The organism is Streptococcus infantis (genome assembly GCF_047460875.1).
Taxonomy (GTDB): Bacteria; Bacillota; Bacilli; order Lactobacillales; family Streptococcaceae; genus Streptococcus; species Streptococcus infantis_AA.
This window is the reverse complement of record NZ_JASHFI010000006.1, coordinates 89,690-107,175: the sequence shown is the minus strand read 5'-3', so window position 1 is coordinate 107,175 and position 17,486 is coordinate 89,690. Positions and strand designations below refer to the sequence as shown.

Annotated in this window: 13 protein-coding genes and 2 pseudogenes; all 15 read right to left on the bottom strand. The window is 38.0% G+C overall.

What is annotated here, in order from left to right; genetic code table 11:
* Positions 1 to 143: 143 nt before the first annotated feature.
* The 15 genes and pseudogenes from prsA to secG all read right to left on the bottom strand — a co-directional run bounded on the left by prsA (position 144) and on the right by secG (position 17,479).
* Positions 144 to 1,085, bottom strand: a complete 942-nt coding sequence (gene prsA, locus QM887_RS05660; RefSeq protein WP_414270909.1) for a peptidylprolyl isomerase PrsA — start codon at positions 1,083 to 1,085, stop codon at positions 144 to 146.
* Positions 1,086 to 1,276: 191 nt separating this feature from the next.
* Complete coding sequence (locus QM887_RS05655; RefSeq protein ID WP_414270908.1) at positions 1,277 to 2,968, bottom strand: MucBP domain-containing protein; 1,692 nt, start codon at positions 2,966 to 2,968, stop codon at positions 1,277 to 1,279.
* A gap of 304 nt (positions 2,969 to 3,272) precedes the next feature.
* A complete protein-coding gene (locus QM887_RS05650) occupies positions 3,273 to 3,896 on the bottom strand; it encodes a recombinase family protein (protein ID WP_414270907.1) in 624 nt (207 codons plus the stop codon).
* 48 nt (positions 3,897 to 3,944) lie between these two features.
* On the bottom strand, positions 3,945 to 4,658 hold the full coding sequence (locus QM887_RS05645; RefSeq protein WP_414270906.1) for an O-methyltransferase: 714 nt from the start codon (positions 4,656 to 4,658) through the stop codon (positions 3,945 to 3,947).
* 5 nt (positions 4,659 to 4,663) lie between these two features.
* A complete protein-coding gene (pepF, locus tag QM887_RS05640) occupies positions 4,664 to 6,466 on the bottom strand; it encodes an oligoendopeptidase F (protein ID WP_414270905.1) in 1,803 nt (600 codons plus the stop codon).
* 18 nt (positions 6,467 to 6,484) lie between these two features.
* On the bottom strand, positions 6,485 to 7,447 hold the full coding sequence (locus QM887_RS05635) for a competence protein CoiA (protein WP_414270904.1): 963 nt from the start codon (positions 7,445 to 7,447) through the stop codon (positions 6,485 to 6,487).
* Between the two features lie 76 nt (positions 7,448 to 7,523).
* Positions 7,524 to 7,901: a type II toxin-antitoxin system HicB family antitoxin gene (locus QM887_RS05630; protein WP_414270903.1), complete on the bottom strand. Its 378-nt coding sequence runs from the start codon at positions 7,899 to 7,901 to the stop codon at positions 7,524 to 7,526.
* Between the two features lie 26 nt (positions 7,902 to 7,927).
* Complete coding sequence (locus QM887_RS05625) at positions 7,928 to 8,116, bottom strand: type II toxin-antitoxin system HicA family toxin (RefSeq protein WP_049485252.1); 189 nt, start codon at positions 8,114 to 8,116, stop codon at positions 7,928 to 7,930.
* 344 nt (positions 8,117 to 8,460) lie between these two features.
* On the bottom strand, positions 8,461 to 12,903 hold the full coding sequence (locus QM887_RS05620) for a G5 domain-containing protein (protein WP_414270902.1): 4,443 nt from the start codon (positions 12,901 to 12,903) through the stop codon (positions 8,461 to 8,463).
* A 140-nt stretch (positions 12,904 to 13,043) separates the two neighbouring features.
* Positions 13,044 to 13,402 (bottom strand): annotated as a pseudogene (locus QM887_RS05615) (IS30 family transposase); the annotation flags it as partial.
* Between the two features lie 33 nt (positions 13,403 to 13,435).
* Positions 13,436 to 13,489 (bottom strand): annotated as a pseudogene (locus QM887_RS05610) (hypothetical protein); the annotation flags it as partial.
* A 6-nt stretch (positions 13,490 to 13,495) separates the two neighbouring features.
* Positions 13,496 to 14,356 carry an SAM-dependent methyltransferase TehB gene (tehB, locus tag QM887_RS05605; protein WP_414270901.1) on the bottom strand — a complete coding sequence of 287 codons (861 nt, stop codon included), beginning with the start codon at positions 14,354 to 14,356 and terminating at the stop codon, positions 13,496 to 13,498.
* Between the two features lie 14 nt (positions 14,357 to 14,370).
* Positions 14,371 to 14,838, bottom strand: coding sequence for an SsrA-binding protein SmpB (gene smpB, locus QM887_RS05600; protein ID WP_414270900.1), 468 nt, complete (start codon positions 14,836 to 14,838; stop codon positions 14,371 to 14,373).
* Complete coding sequence (gene rnr / locus QM887_RS05595; RefSeq protein ID WP_414270899.1) at positions 14,801 to 17,143, bottom strand: ribonuclease R; 2,343 nt, start codon at positions 17,141 to 17,143, stop codon at positions 14,801 to 14,803. Before rnr ends, smpB begins: the two co-directional genes overlap by 38 nt.
* 102 nt (positions 17,144 to 17,245) lie before the next feature.
* Entirely contained in the window at positions 17,246 to 17,479 is a 234-nt protein-coding gene (secG, locus tag QM887_RS05590) for a preprotein translocase subunit SecG (RefSeq protein WP_000282514.1), read from the bottom strand.
* Between the last annotated feature and the right edge of the window lie 7 nt (positions 17,480 to 17,486).

Below are 17,486 nucleotides of genomic sequence, written 5' to 3'. Positions count from 1 at the left end.
GGCTTCCGGAACTTTGAAAACTTTAAAACTAGAATCCTCATTGCTTTGAACATCAAAAAGGAGAGAACCATGTTGGTCCTCTCCAGGTTATAACTTTTCATCAACCCACTACAGTTGACAAAGAGCCGTAATTTATTACTATCTTAGTTTGATGAACTACTGCTACTGTCAGTAGTTGCTTCACCCTTGATGTACTGAGTAAAGATATTTTGGAAAGTTTGGTCTTTGACTTTGATGTTGGCATCTGTCAATTCTTTACCGATAACACCTTGAACAAAGGTAGCATCATTTTGTTTTTGAGTCAAAATAATTGTTTTGAGTTTTTCTTTATAATCTTCTAGATTTGAAGATTTTTCTGATTTCTTAGTTAGTTTTACAATGTAGAAACTACTTGTGTAGGCTTGTGTTCCTGGTGCAGTGATGACATCTGAAACACCATTGACATCAAGTGCAAAGGCTGCTTTCTTAACGGCATCTGGCAATTCTGTAGAGGCAGAATCAAAGGTGATTTCACCACCATTTGCTTTTGTCTTTTCGTCAGTTGAATTATCTTTAGCCAATTGTGCAAAGTCAGCACCTGACTCTTTTGCTTTGGCAAGAACTTCCTTAGCCTTGTCTTCACTGTCAAGTTTAATTATTTGAGCCGTTACTTCTGGAGTATAATCTTCAAAAGCTTTTTTGTAGTTTTCATCTGTTAATTCAGCTTCAGCGGCTTTCTTAACAGCATACTCAACTAATTTACTTGTACGAATTTGAGCTTTACGGCTTTCTGCAGTCATACCTGACCGAGCTAGAACTGTTTGATAGCTATCACCATATTTCTTTTGTTCTTCTGCAACGGCATCATCTACTTCTTTATCACTAACTTCTGAACCGTATTGTTTTTCAAAAACTTTTTGAATGGTCATGTTAAGCAAGACTTGTTGAGCAGTTGGATTATTTTTAACTTCATCGTAGAATTGATGTTCTGTAATCACATCACCCTTCATACTGATCAAGTCTGCTCCTTCAGAGCTATTGGAACAAGCAGCCAAAGTAGCTACTGACAACAAGGTGATGGCTCCTGCCATTAGTTTTTTCTTCATGTTTACTCCTTTTTCTAAAAACGGTCGAAAATTTCTTTAGACCGACTCAATCATTATACCATATTTTAAAGCAGATAACTTAAATAAGACTAAAAATACTAGCTTTTTAAATTTTAAATGATTCCAGTTTTTCTTATTCCAAAAAGAACCTGAACAACAGTTCAAGTTCTTGTTTATCGTGTGTTAATTTTTTAGTGACGTCCTTTGTAAGTCAGACCTGCTAAACCAAGACTTGCTAGGAGAAGGCCTACTAGAGAAAGTGAAGAACTTTGTTCACCCGTGTTTGGCAGAGCTGGAGTTTCTTTTTTCGAAGTAGGTTTGTCAGCTTTAGAGTTTGAAGTTTGCCCAACAGGTTTCACAGGAGCTGTTGGAGCAGTATTCGAATTAGTTTGTGGTTTAAGCCCTGGCTTAACTTCTGGTTTTGAAGTATCAGAAGGTTTAGGTTCTGGCTTAACTTCTGGTTTCGGAGTCTCTGAAGGCTTAGGCTCTGGCTTAACTTCTGGTTTCGGAGTTTCTGAAGGCTTAGTTTCCGGCTTAACTTCTGGTTTTGGTGTCTCTGAAGGTTTAGGTTCTTGCTTAACTTCTGGTTTTGGTGTCTCTGAAGGCTTAGGTTCTGGCTTAACCTCTGGTTTCGGAGTCTCTGAAGGCTTAGGTTCCGGCTTAACTTCTGTTTTTGGTGTCTCTGAAGGTTTAGTTTCTGGTTTTACTTCTGTTTTTGAAGTATCAGAAGGTTTAGTTTCCGGCTTAACTTCTGGTTTTGAAGTATCAGAAGGTTTAGTTTCAGGTTTTTCTTCTGGTTTTGAAGTATCAGAAGGTTTAGTTTCCGGCTTAACTTCTGGTTTTGGTGTCTCTGAAGGTTTAGTTTCTGGCTTCTCTGCTGGTTTCTCTGGATTAGCAGGTTGTGGTTGATCACCTGGATTTTCAATAGATTTAGGATCACTTTTATTAGAACTACCTGACTGGACTTTTTCATATACATAACTAAAATACGGTCCACGGTCTAGGTCATCACCAGCATTATTTCTATAATGAATCACATCTCCAACCTTATAAGAAAGTTCATTTCCATCTGGTCCGGTATTAATAATCTTTTTAAGACGGTAGCCATCTATTTCTACATTCGGGAATGTATAGCTTTCTCCAGCAAGTAGCTCAATATATTTTTCTGGGAATTTATCATCCAATTCACTATAACCATCTTCACCAACTTGTGCACCTATTAAAATTGGGTCAATTTTTTGATCAATTGAATGTTCGGTTGCTTTACGGTAAAGATAGGAAATATGATAACCATGACTAGATGAACCTGTTTCAGTAGGTGCGTTATCATAGTTTATTGTATCTCCTGGATTCATTCCTGAAATGTCCATTCTTTCGAAAACATAACCTGCAATAGTAGGGGGAGCTGGCAAGGTGTAGCTTTCTCCAGGATGCAACTTAATAGTCGTGCTTGGATATTTTTCAGAACTTCTATAGTCACGGACCTCATCAGTCGGAGCATAATGCCATGTCCAACCACCACGGTGAGTAAATATACGGAATCTATATCCAATACGAACTTCCTTAACCCTATTCTCATAATTATTAAACCAGGTATTACTCCCAATCTCTTCTTCACTTGAAGTTTCTACTTCATTTGAGTTCGCATGTCCCTCAGGAGTATCAGATGGTTGAGACTCTGCTGGATTTGTTTCTGTCTCATGTTCAGAATTAATTTCTTCAGATAGCTTAACCTCTGGTTGAGACGTTTCAGCTGGTTTAGAAACTGTATTTGGCTGTTCTGCTACATTTGTGTCTGCCTGAGCTGTAAAAGCTGGCACTACACCCAACACCGCAACCGCAAAGGTTGCGATACCGAGTTTAACAAGTTTATTTGTTTTCATAATTTCCTCCTTAGGAATGTAGATTACTTTTGAATGTGTGTAAATACTACAAAATCCTAATTTTTTTGATTTTAGTGTCTCGAAAAATACACCTCAAGCACTTGAGCGACAAGGGTTTTGGTGTATCGCCTAAGGACCGTTAAACGATACACTTAAAAAACAAAAAAATACCAATCCAACACAGGCTAAAAACCTTGTTAAATTCGTATTTTCTGAAATATTCACATTGTTATTTTGAATGTTTCGCCAAACGGTCGTTAATCGAAACATATTTACGCCTTCATTGTAGCATTTTATCTTGTTTTTAGCAAGAAATTTGCGAAACTTTTTTGCGATTGTTGGCCACCTTGTTTCGTTCCAAGACTTTATAGATGGTGGAGGTCGAAATTCGTTCTGTTTTTGCTATTGTTCTGATGCTTGATTCCCTTGCCAAATACTGCTCAATAATTCTCTCTTCCTTATCTCTTGACATTCGCTTGGCACCTAGTTTGACACCATTTTCCTTAGCTTTACGAAGTCCTTCACGGGTACGAAATCGCAGATTTTCCAGTTCACTTTCTGCCACAAAACCTAAAATGACGCAAAGTAACCTACCAATGAGCGAGTCAGTTTCCAGTTTTTCATGCAAACTGACTAGCTGAATAGCCGAAGCATTGAATTGTTCAATCAGTTCTAACAATTTGAACATAGAGCGAGTCAGGCGATCTAACTTATAGATAGTAAAAGTGACCTGCTTGCCTTCCTTTGAAAGATCACAAGCCAATTTTAAGGCTTTTTCGAGTTCTGGGCGTGCATTGTTTGAACCAGATTCACGTTCGATAAAGAGCTGGTCGCAGTGCTTAAGAGCCTCGATTTGCACCTCCAAGCCCAAATCTTGCTTTTGAGTAGAAACGCGAGCATAGCCTATATTGATGGTGGTTTGAAACATAAAAATCCTCCTGTTTTTGATACAGAAGGATTATACGATTTTTTGAAATTATTCCATTTCAGGTAAACTTACATTTTCCACATTTTTTCTCAGCATGAGAATTCCGTCTCCAAGAGGAACCAAAGTAGCGGTTAATCCTGGATTGTCCAAAGTCGCATCAAAGAGTCGTTGCAAGCCACGATAGATGGTTCTTTGTCCTCGACGAACTTCCATGATATCCTTAGCCACATCCCCACCCTGGAATATATCATCCAAGACTACCACTCCTCCAACTTCCAAACGTTTGAGGATTTCTGGTAGAAAAATGATGTACTTGGATTTAGCAGAATCCATAAATACAAAGTCGTAGGACTCCGTTAAGGTCGAAAGGACATCGACAGCATCGCCTTCTAAAAGGGTAATCTGCTTGCGACTATCAAAGCGAGCAAAATTCTCCTTGGCAAAACCAATCATCTCTGGATTACGATCAATTGTTGTAATCTTTGACTCCGGTGAATGCTCTGCCATTAGGAGAGCAGAAAAGCCAATTGCTGTACCAATCTCCAAGATGTTTTTCGGTTGCATGGTTTCCATGAGAAAGCGGAAATAAGCAACCGTTTCATGAGGAATGATGGGAATATTTTCCTTGCGAGCGAACTTCTCTAATTCCTTGAGTGAGCCAGTCACCTGCTTTTGTCTGTGGCGCATAAACTCAACAATCTCATGCTTGACAACAGGACGACGCATATTGTGATTGGCATTTTTGCTATAAGACTTTACCATCTGCCTTATGCCAATCCTAATTTTTCAACAAGAGCTTCAAACTCATCTAAACGACGTTCAAAGACAGCAAAGGCATCGTTGAGGTAGTCTTCCTTCTCCATATCAACGCCTGCTTTTCTCATGACATTAAGTGGATAGTCTGACTTCCCTGCTTTGAGGTAATCGATATAGCGATCACGATCTTCTTGGCTACCATGTACAATCTTTTCAGCCAAGGCTGAAGCTGCTGCAAAGCCTGTTGAATATTGATACACATAGTAGTTGTAGTAGAAATGTGGAATACGGGCCCATTCATATTGAATTTCAGGATTGTCTTCTTTACTCAAACCATAGTAAGCTTCATTCAAGTCGGCATAAAGCTCATTTAAGAATTCACTAGTCAAGACTTCACCATTTTGGTCAGCTTGGTGGATGGCATGCTCAAATTCAGCAAACTGAGTTTGACGGAAGACTGTACCACGGAAACCATCTAGGAAGTTGTTTAAGATTGCAAAGCGTGTTGCATCATCTTGAACTTCTTGCAATAATTTCTCAGTCAGGATGTTTTCATTAGTAGTTGAAGCAATTTCTGCTAAGAAAATAGAATAATCTCCGTAAACATAAGGCTGGGTTTCACGAGTATAGCTAGAGTGCATACTGTGTCCAGTTTCATGGACAAGAGTAAAGAGATTATCTAGATTGTCCTGCCAGTTAAGAAGCATGAAGGCATTTGTATCGTATGATCCACCTGAATAAGCACCTGAACGCTTGCCTTGGTTTTCATAGACATCAATCCAACGTTCACTAAAGGCACGTTTAACACGACTCAAGTAATCATCACCCAAAACTGCCAAAGCTTCTTCTGCCTTCTTCAAGGCTTCCTCGTAAGTGAAGCTGTATTCTACTGAAGACAATGGAGTATAGACATCATACATCTTGAGGTCTGAAATACCTAAGATTTTTGAACGTAGTGCAAGATAACGATGCAAGAGTGGCAAGTGTTTGCGAACTGCTGACACTAGATTGTCATAGACACTCTCTGGTACAAAGTTAGCCGCAAGAGCAGCCTGACGAGCACTCTCGTAATTGCGAACTTTAGCACGGTAATTTTGGACTTTGACATTGGTCTGTAGAGTCTTAGCATAGGTGTGCTGGAACTGCTCGTAAGTTGCATAAAGTGCTTCATAGGCACAACGACGCACCTCACGATTTTTTGATTCCATCAAACGTGTGTAGGTTCCGTGAGAGAGCTGCACTTCATTATCTTCGTCATCCAAAACGTAAGGGAAAGTAAGGTCAGCATTATCTAGGATAGCAAAGGTTTCACTTGCAGACCCAAAGATTTCACTAGCTCCTGCAAGCAATTCTTCTTCACGCTGTGAAAGAACATGATCTTTCTTTTGTAAGAGCTGGTCAAAAAAGTGTTTATAAAGCTCAAGTTTAGGTTCAGCCGCCAAGAAAGCAGTCATTTGTTCCTCAGTAATCTCCATAAATTCTGGCTCGTAGAAAGAAAGTGCTTGATCCAGTTGGCTATAGAGTGTCATCGCTTTAGCATAGTATTCTTGGTATTTAGCTTCGCGCGTGTCTTGGTCATTTTTCATATGCGCATAGACATAAAGCTTCTCCAACTGGCGTTCTAACCCTAGAGAACGTTCAGTAATTTCAAGCAAAGTCTGAGCGCTGTCTAAAAGATGGCCTGCATATCGGTCAACTGTTTCTACTTCCTCTGACAGTTGGTTGAGGTCTTCTTCCCAAGCCTGATCAGTAGCAAAGATCGTTGATAGATCCCATTTGTCTTTTTCATTTATTTCATTGCGTTGTAATACCATAAGATTCCTCCATCCTTTCTATTTTACCACATTTTTTAAGAAATATTGCTGATAAAAAGCTGGGGGATAGAGCTTTTGTGTGTTAGTTTTTGGATTTTGTTGATAATAGGCCTGAAAATTGTCGTAATAACCCTGCAAATCTACATTTATTTGGCAAAATTGCCCTTTTTCTATAGGCCTTACTTGGGGATACCAGTCTTGAACATCTAAATTTAGTAGATTCTTCCCCTGTGCATAAGCCTCTCCCTGCTTTCTCATCCAATAAGGATTTTTATAGTAGAGTTGTTGGCGAATGTAGTCGCAAATCGTTTCATCTTGTGATACATCCATACTTGCGATTCTTTGCTTCTGATAGGGAAGCCGTAAAATCTCTATGAGATTCCCTTGCCCATATGGAAATTCCCTTATTTGATAATAAAGATTCCCCTTTAAATCTTGATGGATCATATATTTCAAGCGTAGCATGCCCCTTTGCTGATCTAATTCCCACAGATGAAAGCCCATATTTTGACTGAAGGAAAGTAGATCTCTTTGGAGTTGAGTCAATCGTTCCTTCAACCAAAGTTTTTGACCGACTAGCCAAAGTACTTGGTAACCATTTTTTCGATAACCCAGGCTTCTCTCCTCCAAAAGCTGGCGAGAAATAGGACTACACTGAACTTCTAAGGCAAGCTGTTTATTGACTGAAATATCTGCAATTTGTTTTAGCTGGGGAATGGGACATTCAAGCTCGGCCTTATCATTCTTCAGCGCCCAATTAAAAAGGGCAACCTTATTTTCCAGATGCTCTCGACTCTCATTTTCATAATAAAAGTCGCACTGGTTGAGAGAAACATGGGCAAAATGCGTCCGTGTCCGTAAGTTCTTCCCTTTTCTTAATCGAACTAAACCTCCACAAGCTGGACAAGTATAGCTTTGTTTAACTAATTTATCCTCTAAGGCATTAACTAGGCCTCCTTTTTCATCTCTGGCTAAAAACATTTGTACCCCCTTTTCTACTTTATTCGAAAAGGATAAGAAAAAGGCTGAGCAAACCAGCCTTCATCATTTTATGAGCTTACAGCTGCAAGCGACTTTCTAAAGCTTGCGTCAACACTTCAGAATAGTTCACCTTTTCACGATCTGCTAATCTGACCAACCACTCTGGAACTGTAACATTCTTCCGAATCGCCTTATTATTTTTTACAAAAGGTAGTGGATTTACTTGAATCAAAGTTACAAAACCATCAGGAGCTTTCAACTGAGAAATATCACTGGGTTTAGGTAGGGCTAGTCCCTCGTCAATATAAGAAGCTAAGACACTTTCGAGCATTTCATGAGCATTTTTCATGGCAAGTTCAATCGTTGCTCCCTCAGTCCCGCCTCCAAATTCGGGAAATTCAACCCAATATCCAGTGCCTTCTCTATGAAAAATAGCTGGATAAGACTTTAGCATAACACACCTCCATTGTTCCAAATCTACTACAGGCCCAAATCCTTTAATATCTTTCTCTCTAAACCTCTTCCCAGATCATCATTACCATGGACTGGAATAGTGACAAGATAGGGAACTCCTTCTTTCTTAAAATGATGATGACTCCCCCTCTTACGAACTTCAATCCATCCATTTGCAAGAGCTAATTTTACCATTTCCTTACCTGTAATGGGCATTTATAGTCACCTCTCTAGCTAAATTATACTCATAATGCGTATATCTGTCAATCCTTCTATATCATCTATTCGTAAAATATGAAATTTTTTATATTCAAACAAGCATCAAAATAAGAGGCTGGGACAAAAGTCCTAGCCTCTCAATTGTCTTTGGAGTGTAGTTCAAGACGCAGTGGTTGAGTGGGCTCTACTTCGCTGATTTCATCAGCTTTTACAGCCCTACTCAACTGTGCGGAGGTGGGACGACGAAATCGAATTCTAACGAATTACCGATTTCTGTTCCACTCTCTTATCTCATTATTTTTTAAAGCCTTGATAGACTTGACAAAGGGTAGAAAAGAGACTTATAATCTGGTAACCCTAGAGATATAGTATGGAGTTTTATTTATTCCACCATCATACTTCTTATTATTTTTCTTTAATAGGTATTTCTGATAAGGTGTAGCAACCCCATCATTAAGATAAGTTTTTACTTCAATACCATTATCAGACACTACCCATTTGTTACTTGGTTCAATGTGCAACGGAGAGGCATATCCTCCTCTCCCATTTGTAGCAACTTCATAGAAGGCTTTATCTGCTTGTGAATAAAACCATTCTACCCAAGATTTTTTATCATTAGCTAATTTACGCCATTGTTCCTCAGTATAATCCTTCAAAGGTACACTTAGTTTTTTAGCAGGCGTGGGTAATAAAGCCTTAATAACATCTTCCAGTTGATATGTTTTATCACCTTTATAGGTATTGTAATAATCTATTAGTTCACCTGGATTAAACTGACGCACATACAAAGCATAAGCGTTCATAACAGGTTTAGATTTTACCAGTTTAGAAAATTGATAAGCGTAACCATTGTCAATAATTTCTTTAATAGCAAGTTCATCATCAACAGGCACTTTACTTATCGGATAATCACTTTCTTCAAATGCCCATCCTTTATCTTTATTAAAAATTACCGCTCTTGTTAACTTCTCCGGCATTCGTTTTTTGAAATCATAAATCCAGTCACCAACTTCTTTTGGTAAATCTTTAACTGGACGACCTGGCAAATAAAGAATAAACTCTTTTCCTGGGGATTTCCCATCTGCTATTCCATAAGGTTCAGTTGTATCAATTTTCACACCATTAACAATCTTTGTTTCTCTCGCCTTAGGATAATCCAAATCAGTTAAAGTCATCTTGTATTCATAGTCATTAACTTTAACTAGATTTTTAAATTTACCTGTAAATTTAGAAAGATACATTTGACCATTTGGATGATTTGAACCAGTAATTCCACGATTCATATCAAGGAAAGTTCCTTTGACACTACCATCTTTGGAAATAGACATTTCTGTGTACCACCCTCCTGCACCACTAGTAAAGATGAATGGTTTAGTTAATTTTTCAAATAATACTTCTGGATTGCGAACTAGTTCAACCTTAACATCATTTCCTAAATCAAGCTCATATTTTTTATGTATTAATTTACCATCAAATACGGTTAATTCATAATTTAATTCCTTGAATCCTTCGAGATTGAATCCCAGAGTTTTAGCTTGCTTCAAAATTTCTAATTCAGCCTTTAAGGTTAGATAACCAAACTCTTCGATGGAAATTTTTTTATCATTTATGGAAATAGTTGATGTAATAAGTTTATCATTTTTTCCAGTAATTAGATTTTTCTTATTCTCTGTTTTATTCTCAACTGAATGGCTTGTATTCGAATACGAAGATTCTATTCCTAACCCTGCATTAGCAGAAATAGAAACTGTATCTATTCCAAATATTTTGGGTTTTACTTTTATTTCTGGACCACTTTGGACTGTAGCTTTGGCTTTTACTTCTCCCACGTTCATTGTATGATTTACAGTACGTTTAAATTCGGGCACCCAATTTTTTAATTTGATTGAATTTTGAATTGAATATGTGCTTGATACTGAAATACTTAAACTCCCTTCAACAGTTGTTTTAAGACTTATAGGGATATGTACAGTCGCTCCCGTAATCGGTGTAGGTAAAATCAATTCTCCTAACGGAATCTCTAGACTTTTTATATCTTTTGATGTACTAAATTCTAAAGAACCTTCTGTGGTAAATTTGAATTCTTCATTGATATCCAAATTCATAAAATCTAGTTTAGGAGCCAAGAAATTTAAATCAACAGAATCTGACCAAACCTTACCTTCAATATTAAATGATAGCATTCCTTTGATGCTTTTATCATCATTTCTCTTACCAGTCAATGAGACTGATGATGAAAAAGATCCTTCAAAAGAGACACTTCTAAATAGACTTGTATCTGTATTTGATTCTTTTTTTACAGTGACTCCTTTAGCTGGAATAAAAGTAGCACTACTAATATTAGATGACCAAGCTTTTGTATTGATATTTTGTACAACCTCGTACAATGATGGAACACTATATTCGATAACTGATTGATTATTAATAGTGCTAATTGATTTGATTTTGATAGCTTTTGAAGTTTCATAAATCTTAGATGGTGGGACCACAAGAATATCACCTACTCTGGCATCAATTTCTTTAGACAATACTAATTTTTTCCCATCGTCACTTTCGCTCTGATATCGACCCTCATTAACGTAAATTACCTTACTTTTTAGATGATAGTCCACAATATCATCTGAATATTTTCTTCCTAATTCAAAACGACCCTTTATATTTTCAATTATCGGATCACCATAAGGTAGAGCAGTGACTTTAGCTTCGAAGTTATTAGATTTTAAAGTATAAGATTGATTAGAGATTAAATGAGCAAACATATAGCCATCAAAATCAGTATTAACTTCAGTAATTAGTTTATTATCTTTATAAACCGATATAGATCTTTCTTCAAGTGCATTATTGTTACTATCGTATGCGTGTCCTGAAATAACTACATCTTTCCTTGACAACCCATTTTTGGGGGCACCTATATGATAAACTTTAGTAATTAATGGTATATCTTTGCTAATTACTAATTCCGTTTGTTGTTCTTTGTTACTTAGAACCCTTTTTTTCTTAACATTTACCGTCACATAACTAGCTTGAATATCTCGTAATTGTCGCTGACCTTCAAGCATTGTATTATCATAGACTTCAATCGTCTTGATCTGAATCAACTTTTCTCCATCTGGTGAAGCAAGATTTAGAAACGGTGTTCTATTTTTTACCAACTCACGAACTTTTTCACGGTCAGTGACGACTGTTTTATTTTCAGATTCAGTAACCTCGACTGTATAGTCAGCTGAAAAAGTAGTTTTCGGTGTTATTTCTTTGGTTTCAGTGGCATGCGTTACATCTAAGCTTGCTTTTGGAACGACTTCATGCGCAGTAGATTGCGTTGCTGTTTTCTTCGTTCCGATTAGAACAACTTTATTTTGAGGCTCCTCTCTTGTTTCTGAGATTGTTTCCCTTGAAATTTCTACATCATCCGTTAGAGTAATCTTTCGAGTAGAAATTTTTTTCCCAGGTTTTCCTTCTGTTTCTACCTTAGTCTCACCTTCAGCTAAAGAGCTATCCTCTTTGATAATCACCTTGAATGGAATGTCTTCAGTAGAGCGTATGGTACGAATAATCTTTTTAGCTTTAACTATTGTTGTCTCTGAAATAGTATTCAAGCTAGATGTTGAAGCCTTAACTGGAGCTGGAACCTCTTCTTTTTGATTCTCACCTACTAATGATTCCGTCGAAGGTGCTGTACCCGTATCGTTTTTAGTTTCTGTAGGACTTTCAACAGTTGGAGTGACAGTAGTTGGAGTAGCTGAAGCTGGAGTCTCCTCCTCAATAACTTCCTCAGACAATATTTCCACTAATGTAGATGGGATGACAACATTTGTTCCCTTAAGAATGTCAGCAGTTATTTTTTCTTCGTATACAGTATCTTTCTTGTAAACTTCAGTTACAGTTCGAATTATAACTGGCTGACCATTCTGAACTTCTCGTGTTTCAACAGGTTGACTCGTGCTAACTTTTGTATAACCAGTGACATCTTCTAAAGTTTTCCCAGAATCATCCACTTTGATAATTTTATCAATAACTTTAGGTTCTACAGGCTTAACTGGTTCATCTTCTTTTGGTGGCGTTATTGGTTTAATAGGCTCCACTTTACCACTACTACTATCATCAATAGTATCTTTCTTAGGATTATCCGTCGGAACAATAGTATCCTGAATTTTATTTTCATCTGCTGGAAGTGAAGTTGCAGGTGTAGTTGGATTCACAACTAGATCTTTACCATCAATGTAACCTACAAACTGATAACCAGAAATATTCACTTTACCATCTGGGAGAGTTGTACCTACTGTTATCATTTCGGTATGGTTATAGTTAGACAAAGTAGCAACAGTCAAAGCAGATACAGTTGTTACCGTCAAAGCCCCTCCAACCAAAGAGATTGACAAAATACTCTTGACAATCTTCTTATCTGAGTTACCTGTTTTCTTTATGATATAAGCAACTAACAATAGACCTGTTCCAATAATAGAAGCCAAGGGCAATACGTTACTTCCAGTATCTGGTAAAATATTATTTGTAGTATCCTTGCGATAGATAACAAACAAATCTGAGCCATCAACAAGATTCTTTGGTAACTCGTTTACAATGAGTTTTTTCTCTATTTCTGTCAGTTCATCCATAGTGGCATATTTATAGTTTACTGTAATATCTGTTTCAGTAGCTGCAACTGTTTCAAGAGGAAGTGAAGAAAAGCCAATAATCCCAATAACTGCAGACACTGCCCCAATACCTGAAACTTTTCTGAGACTAAACCTTCTTCTACGTTCATCTGCATTTAATTTTTCTTTCATATTTATCTCCTTTATATCGATATTAAAGTTCCGTATATTTTTTAAAAAACTTCTCGCATCATTCATATTTTACAACCAATACAACCATTTTGTCAAACGTTTTTATTTTTCGTCAGCAAATTATGAACAAATCAAATTGTTCAGTTCAAGATAGCTAGCAAGAAGTCTTCTCTAGGCAAGTTGTAGTCCAAGCATTTTTAGGATAATTGCTAATTCAATTTTCTATCCAAGCTACTTTTTTATAAGTCGTTTTCTTAGTTCCCTTAGGTAACCATCTACGAATGAGTCTGTTTTGATTCTCGTTAGTTCCCCTTTCCAAAGAGGCATAGGGGTGTGCAAAATAGATGTGCTCCTTAGAAAACACATCAGACAAGCGGTTGAATTCTGTTCCATAATCTGCCGTGATGAAAAGAGTTTGCTGCTGTTTTTAGATGAGTTTTAGAGCTTGATTGACCGACTCAGCGCTTTTATTTAAAATCAATAGGACTATCTCATGTTTGATTTCAGTGTGGACAGTTTGAGGAGCTTTTCCAAGTAAAGAAGCAATTTTTCTATTTGATTTCCCTTCTTTTTTCCCTACCTTCATATACGCTTATTTTACCTTTTTAGCCAACATTGTTGCAAAGCGTAGTTGGATACGATTACCATTTTCATCGCGACGGTGGAGATGGCCAGGATTTTCATTGTACTTGATCAATTCCCAGTCCTTGTAGTAATTTGCCAACTCACCCTCTTTAAAGGTAAATGGGAAGTTCACTGAGCAAGGAAAATCCTCTGTATCCATAGCACACACAATCAAATTGTAACCTCCAATTGAGGTTTGTTCTTGCATGTTTCGGATAATAGCTAGAATGCGATTTGCTTGTAAAAACATGAGAACAACCGTTGATACGATAAAATCGTAATTTTGTCCAATGCTAGCTGTATTGATATCGTAGATACCGACAGGCATTTCTATATCTTCTTGCTCCACAATGCTTTGCAAGATTTCAAGAGAAAGCTCATTTTGGTCAACTGCTGTAACATCAAAGCCATGTTGAGCGAGAAAGAGTGCATTCCTACCCTGACCACATCCCAGATCGAGTGCCTTACATGGTTTGACCGTCTGCATAGCTTCTAAAACTTCCGAGTGAACTAGATTGCTATTGTATTTCTTAGGGAAGTAATCCTCAGGTTTACAATAAAATTCCAAGTACCATTCCACATCATCTGTAGCAGCTTCTACACGGTGCCAGGCTTGGGGCTGAGCCATGGGATTGTCAGCACCTGCTTCAAAAAAGTGCTCGGCTAAAACTTCCCCGTCTTCAGTCAACTCAATAAACTTAAGAGTCCCTTTTAATACGGTAATCTTGCCCCAGGTTCCGACCTTAGTATTGTGTTTTCTTTGAACAGCCTCTGGCATGGTGTCTTTATTCCAGACAGGCATGCGTTTGTAGGCAACTAGTTTTTCCATATTCTTCACTCTTTCTATCGGTAGTTAACAGCTTTCATAACACGCGCAATATCACGATCTTGCTCACGACGTTTGATAGACTCACGTTTATCGTAATCGTGCTTCCCTTTAGCAAGTCCTAAGAGTAACTTAGCATAGCCATCTTTGATATAAACTTTAAGAGGAACCAAGGTCATCCCCGTCCCTTTTGTTTCTTGCTCTAATTTCTGGATTTGTTTTTTATGAAGGAGAAGTTTACGACGACGTTCTGGCTCCTGGTTCCAGATATTGCCCTCTTCATAAGGAGCGATATGCACATTGCTCAGCCAAACTTCCCCATTTTTCACTTGGGCAAACCCATCTTTCAGATTGATGCGGGCTGCTCGAACACTCTTAATTTCAGTTCCTGTCAGGACCATTCCTGCTTCTAGCGTATCTACGATTGTATAGTCGTGGTGCGCTTTTTTATTTTGCGCGACGACCTTTCCCTCGCCCTTTGCCATGCTTAGCTCCTTTCTTTGCTACTTCCTTATAAAAAGGTTTCTTGCTCTTTTTCTTTTTATCTTTTGGAGAATGCTTGCGCTTATCACTTGAGCGACTAGCTTTTCTCTTGTCTTCTTTCTTATCTGAACGACGACCTCTATCCTTACGACCAGAGCCTTTCAGACCTTTTTCAATCACATCAAATTCACTTGGAATAAAGGAAAAATCGATCTCACCAGTCATCTTATCCGCTCTTTCAACGCGAATGCGAATCTGCTGACCTACACGTAAGGTAATACCTGATTTCTCCCCACGAAGGGTTAAATCACGTTCGTTAAAATGATAAAACTCAGGCAGATTTGTAATGTGAATTAAGCCTTCAACTGTATTTGGCAATTCAACAAAAAGACCAAATTTAACAATACTTGAAACAACTGCATCATACTCTTCACCAACGTACTCTTCCATGTATTCAGCTTTTTTCATGGCTTCGACTTCACGCTCTGCTTCGATAGCACGGCGCTCACGGTTGGAAGACTGGGTGGCAATCTCAGGAATAACCTGTTCAAAATGATCTGCTACATCCTTAGAACGTCCATAGTCACGAATCATCCGGTGAACCAAGAGGTCAGGATAACGACGAATTGGGCTGGTAAAGTGAGTGTAGTAGTCTGCAGCTAATCCATAGTGACCGTGATTATGCTCAGAATAACGAGCCTGCTGCATCGAACGCAGAAGCATCATGGACAATACATCCGCATATGGCTCTCCTTCAACAGCACTCATGATATCTTGGAGGGCTTCCTGACTTATCTCACTGGCAGTTCCATAGATTCGTAATCCAAAACTTGAAGCGTAATCAATAAATTTCTGAACTTTTTCAGCTTTAGGTTCCTCGTGGATACGATAGATAAAAGGTAGGTCCAGCTTACTAAAGTGCTCGGCAACTGTTTCATTGGCAATCAGCATAAAGGACTCAATCATACGTTCTGCAGTCCCACGATGACGAAGAACAATATCAACTGGCTTCCCTTTTTTATCTACTAAAATCTTAGCTTCATTGGTATCAAAATTTAAAGCACCACGCTTAATTCGCATACTTTCCAAAGTCTCATGGAGCTTGGCCATAAGTTCGATACTAGGAACGATTTTCTTATAGTCTTGTCTCTTCTCCTCATCACCTGCTAGGATGTCATTGACATCACTATAAGTCATACGGAAACTTGTCTTGATAACAGTCTGAGTAATTGTGTAATTACGAACACGACCATGTTTATCAATCTCCATAATAGCAGACTGGGTCAAGCGGTCCACTTGAGGGTTGAGGGAACAAATACCATTTGAAAGGCGTTCTGGTAGCATTGGAACTACACGGTCTGTCACATAGACAGAGGTCGCACGATTGAGAGCTTCCTTGTCAAGAGCAGAACCTTCCGTTACATAATATGAAACATCCGCGATATGAACACCTAGTTCGATATTTCCATTTTTCAATGGTTTGATATGAACAGCATCATCCAAGTCCTTTGCATCAGCTCCATCAATGGTAAAGGTAATTTCATCTCTTAAGTCCAGACGACCTTCCAGATCCTTCTCAGATGGCGCATCAGGAACCTTTTCTGCTTCTTTAAGAACAGCTTCTGGAAACTCAGATACAATGTCCATGGACTCCAAGACCTCGAGGACATCAATCCCTGCATCTGTAGAATGTCCAACAACATCTAGCACACTAGCGACAAAGAAATCGTGTTTCTTACTTGGGTACTTATCGATAAAGACCTTGAGAACTTCTGTACCGTCTAATTGAATAGCTGGCTTCTTAACGTAGATCGGTTGACTAATTTTTTGATTTTTTGAACGGATATAGCCCGCATACTTAGGTTTTTCCTCATCAAGAACGATTTGACCAACAACCGTCGTCAAACTGTGTTCTAAGATATCAATAATCTTAGCTTCTGCAGCTGTTCCTTTCTGTCGGTCGGCAACTTTCTTAATGACAATTTCAACAGTATCGCCATCAATGGCATAGTTAACATCACTTTTTCCAACAAAAAGATCGTCTTCTTCGCCTTCAAGACTTACAAAACCGAACCCATTTTTATGAGCATGGAAAATTCCTTTCAGGGTAATCTCATGTTTTTTCTTCTGTTCTAGGGTTAAACTACCATCTTCTTCAAAGCGAATCTGGTGCTTACGTTCCATCAAGGAAAGAGTTTTGATTAACTCACGGAAGTCTTTAGAACCATCCTTTCCGAGAGCTTGAGCTAGGTCATTGACTGTGACTCGCCCCTTCTCTTGTAAATATTCTTTTATTTTATCTTTCATGTTTTCTTTCTAGATTTTTTATTTTCATTTTGAACTATAACTTAGGTGTGACCACTTTTAAAAACAAAAATAGGCAAAGACCCAGTCCTGCCCATTATTTTCTTATCTACTTGATAATACCGTCAATGCTAAGGCAATGGCTAGCCAGAAAAAGACTAAGATTCCTGTCAAACGTTGCATCACAGCTTCAAAACCGCGCGCTTTGCTACGCTCAAACAAATCACCTGCACTGGCATCAAATACATTGCTAGATTGGTTTTTAGTTGGTTGCATGAAAATCGCAATCACAATCACAACAGATAATACTAATAAAATGGTTAATAATAGGTTATACATATCAAAC

Bases quoted from the DNA above. Each gene is read 5' to 3' on its own strand.
- prsA (WP_414270909.1), bottom strand. From the start codon at position 1,085: ATGAAGAAAAAACTAATGGCAGGAGCCATCACCTTGTTGTCAGTAGCT.
- QM887_RS05655 (WP_414270908.1), bottom strand. From the start codon at position 2,968: ATGAAAACAAATAAACTTGTTAAACTCGGTATCGCAACCTTTGCGGTT.
- QM887_RS05650 (WP_414270907.1), bottom strand. From the start codon at position 3,896: ATGTTTCAAACCACCATCAATATAGGCTATGCTCGCGTTTCTACTCAA.
- QM887_RS05645 (WP_414270906.1), bottom strand. From the start codon at position 4,658: ATGGTAAAGTCTTATAGCAAAAATGCCAATCACAATATGCGTCGTCCT.
- pepF (WP_414270905.1), bottom strand. From the start codon at position 6,466: ATGGTATTACAACGCAATGAAATAAATGAAAAAGACAAATGGGATCTA.
- QM887_RS05635 (WP_414270904.1), bottom strand. From the start codon at position 7,447: ATGTTTTTAGCCAGAGATGAAAAAGGAGGCCTAGTTAATGCCTTAGAG.
- QM887_RS05630 (WP_414270903.1), bottom strand. From the start codon at position 7,901: ATGCTAAAGTCTTATCCAGCTATTTTTCATAGAGAAGGCACTGGATAT.
- QM887_RS05625 (WP_049485252.1), bottom strand. From the start codon at position 8,116: ATGCCCATTACAGGTAAGGAAATGGTAAAATTAGCTCTTGCAAATGGA.
- QM887_RS05620 (WP_414270902.1), bottom strand. From the start codon at position 12,903: ATGAAAGAAAAATTAAATGCAGATGAACGTAGAAGAAGGTTTAGTCTC.
- tehB (WP_414270901.1), bottom strand. From the start codon at position 14,356: ATGGAAAAACTAGTTGCCTACAAACGCATGCCTGTCTGGAATAAAGAC.
- smpB (WP_414270900.1), bottom strand. From the start codon at position 14,838: ATGGCAAAGGGCGAGGGAAAGGTCGTCGCGCAAAATAAAAAAGCGCAC.
- rnr (WP_414270899.1), bottom strand. From the start codon at position 17,143: ATGAAAGATAAAATAAAAGAATATTTACAAGAGAAGGGGCGAGTCACA.
- secG (WP_000282514.1), bottom strand. From the start codon at position 17,479: ATGTATAACCTATTATTAACCATTTTATTAGTATTATCTGTTGTGATT.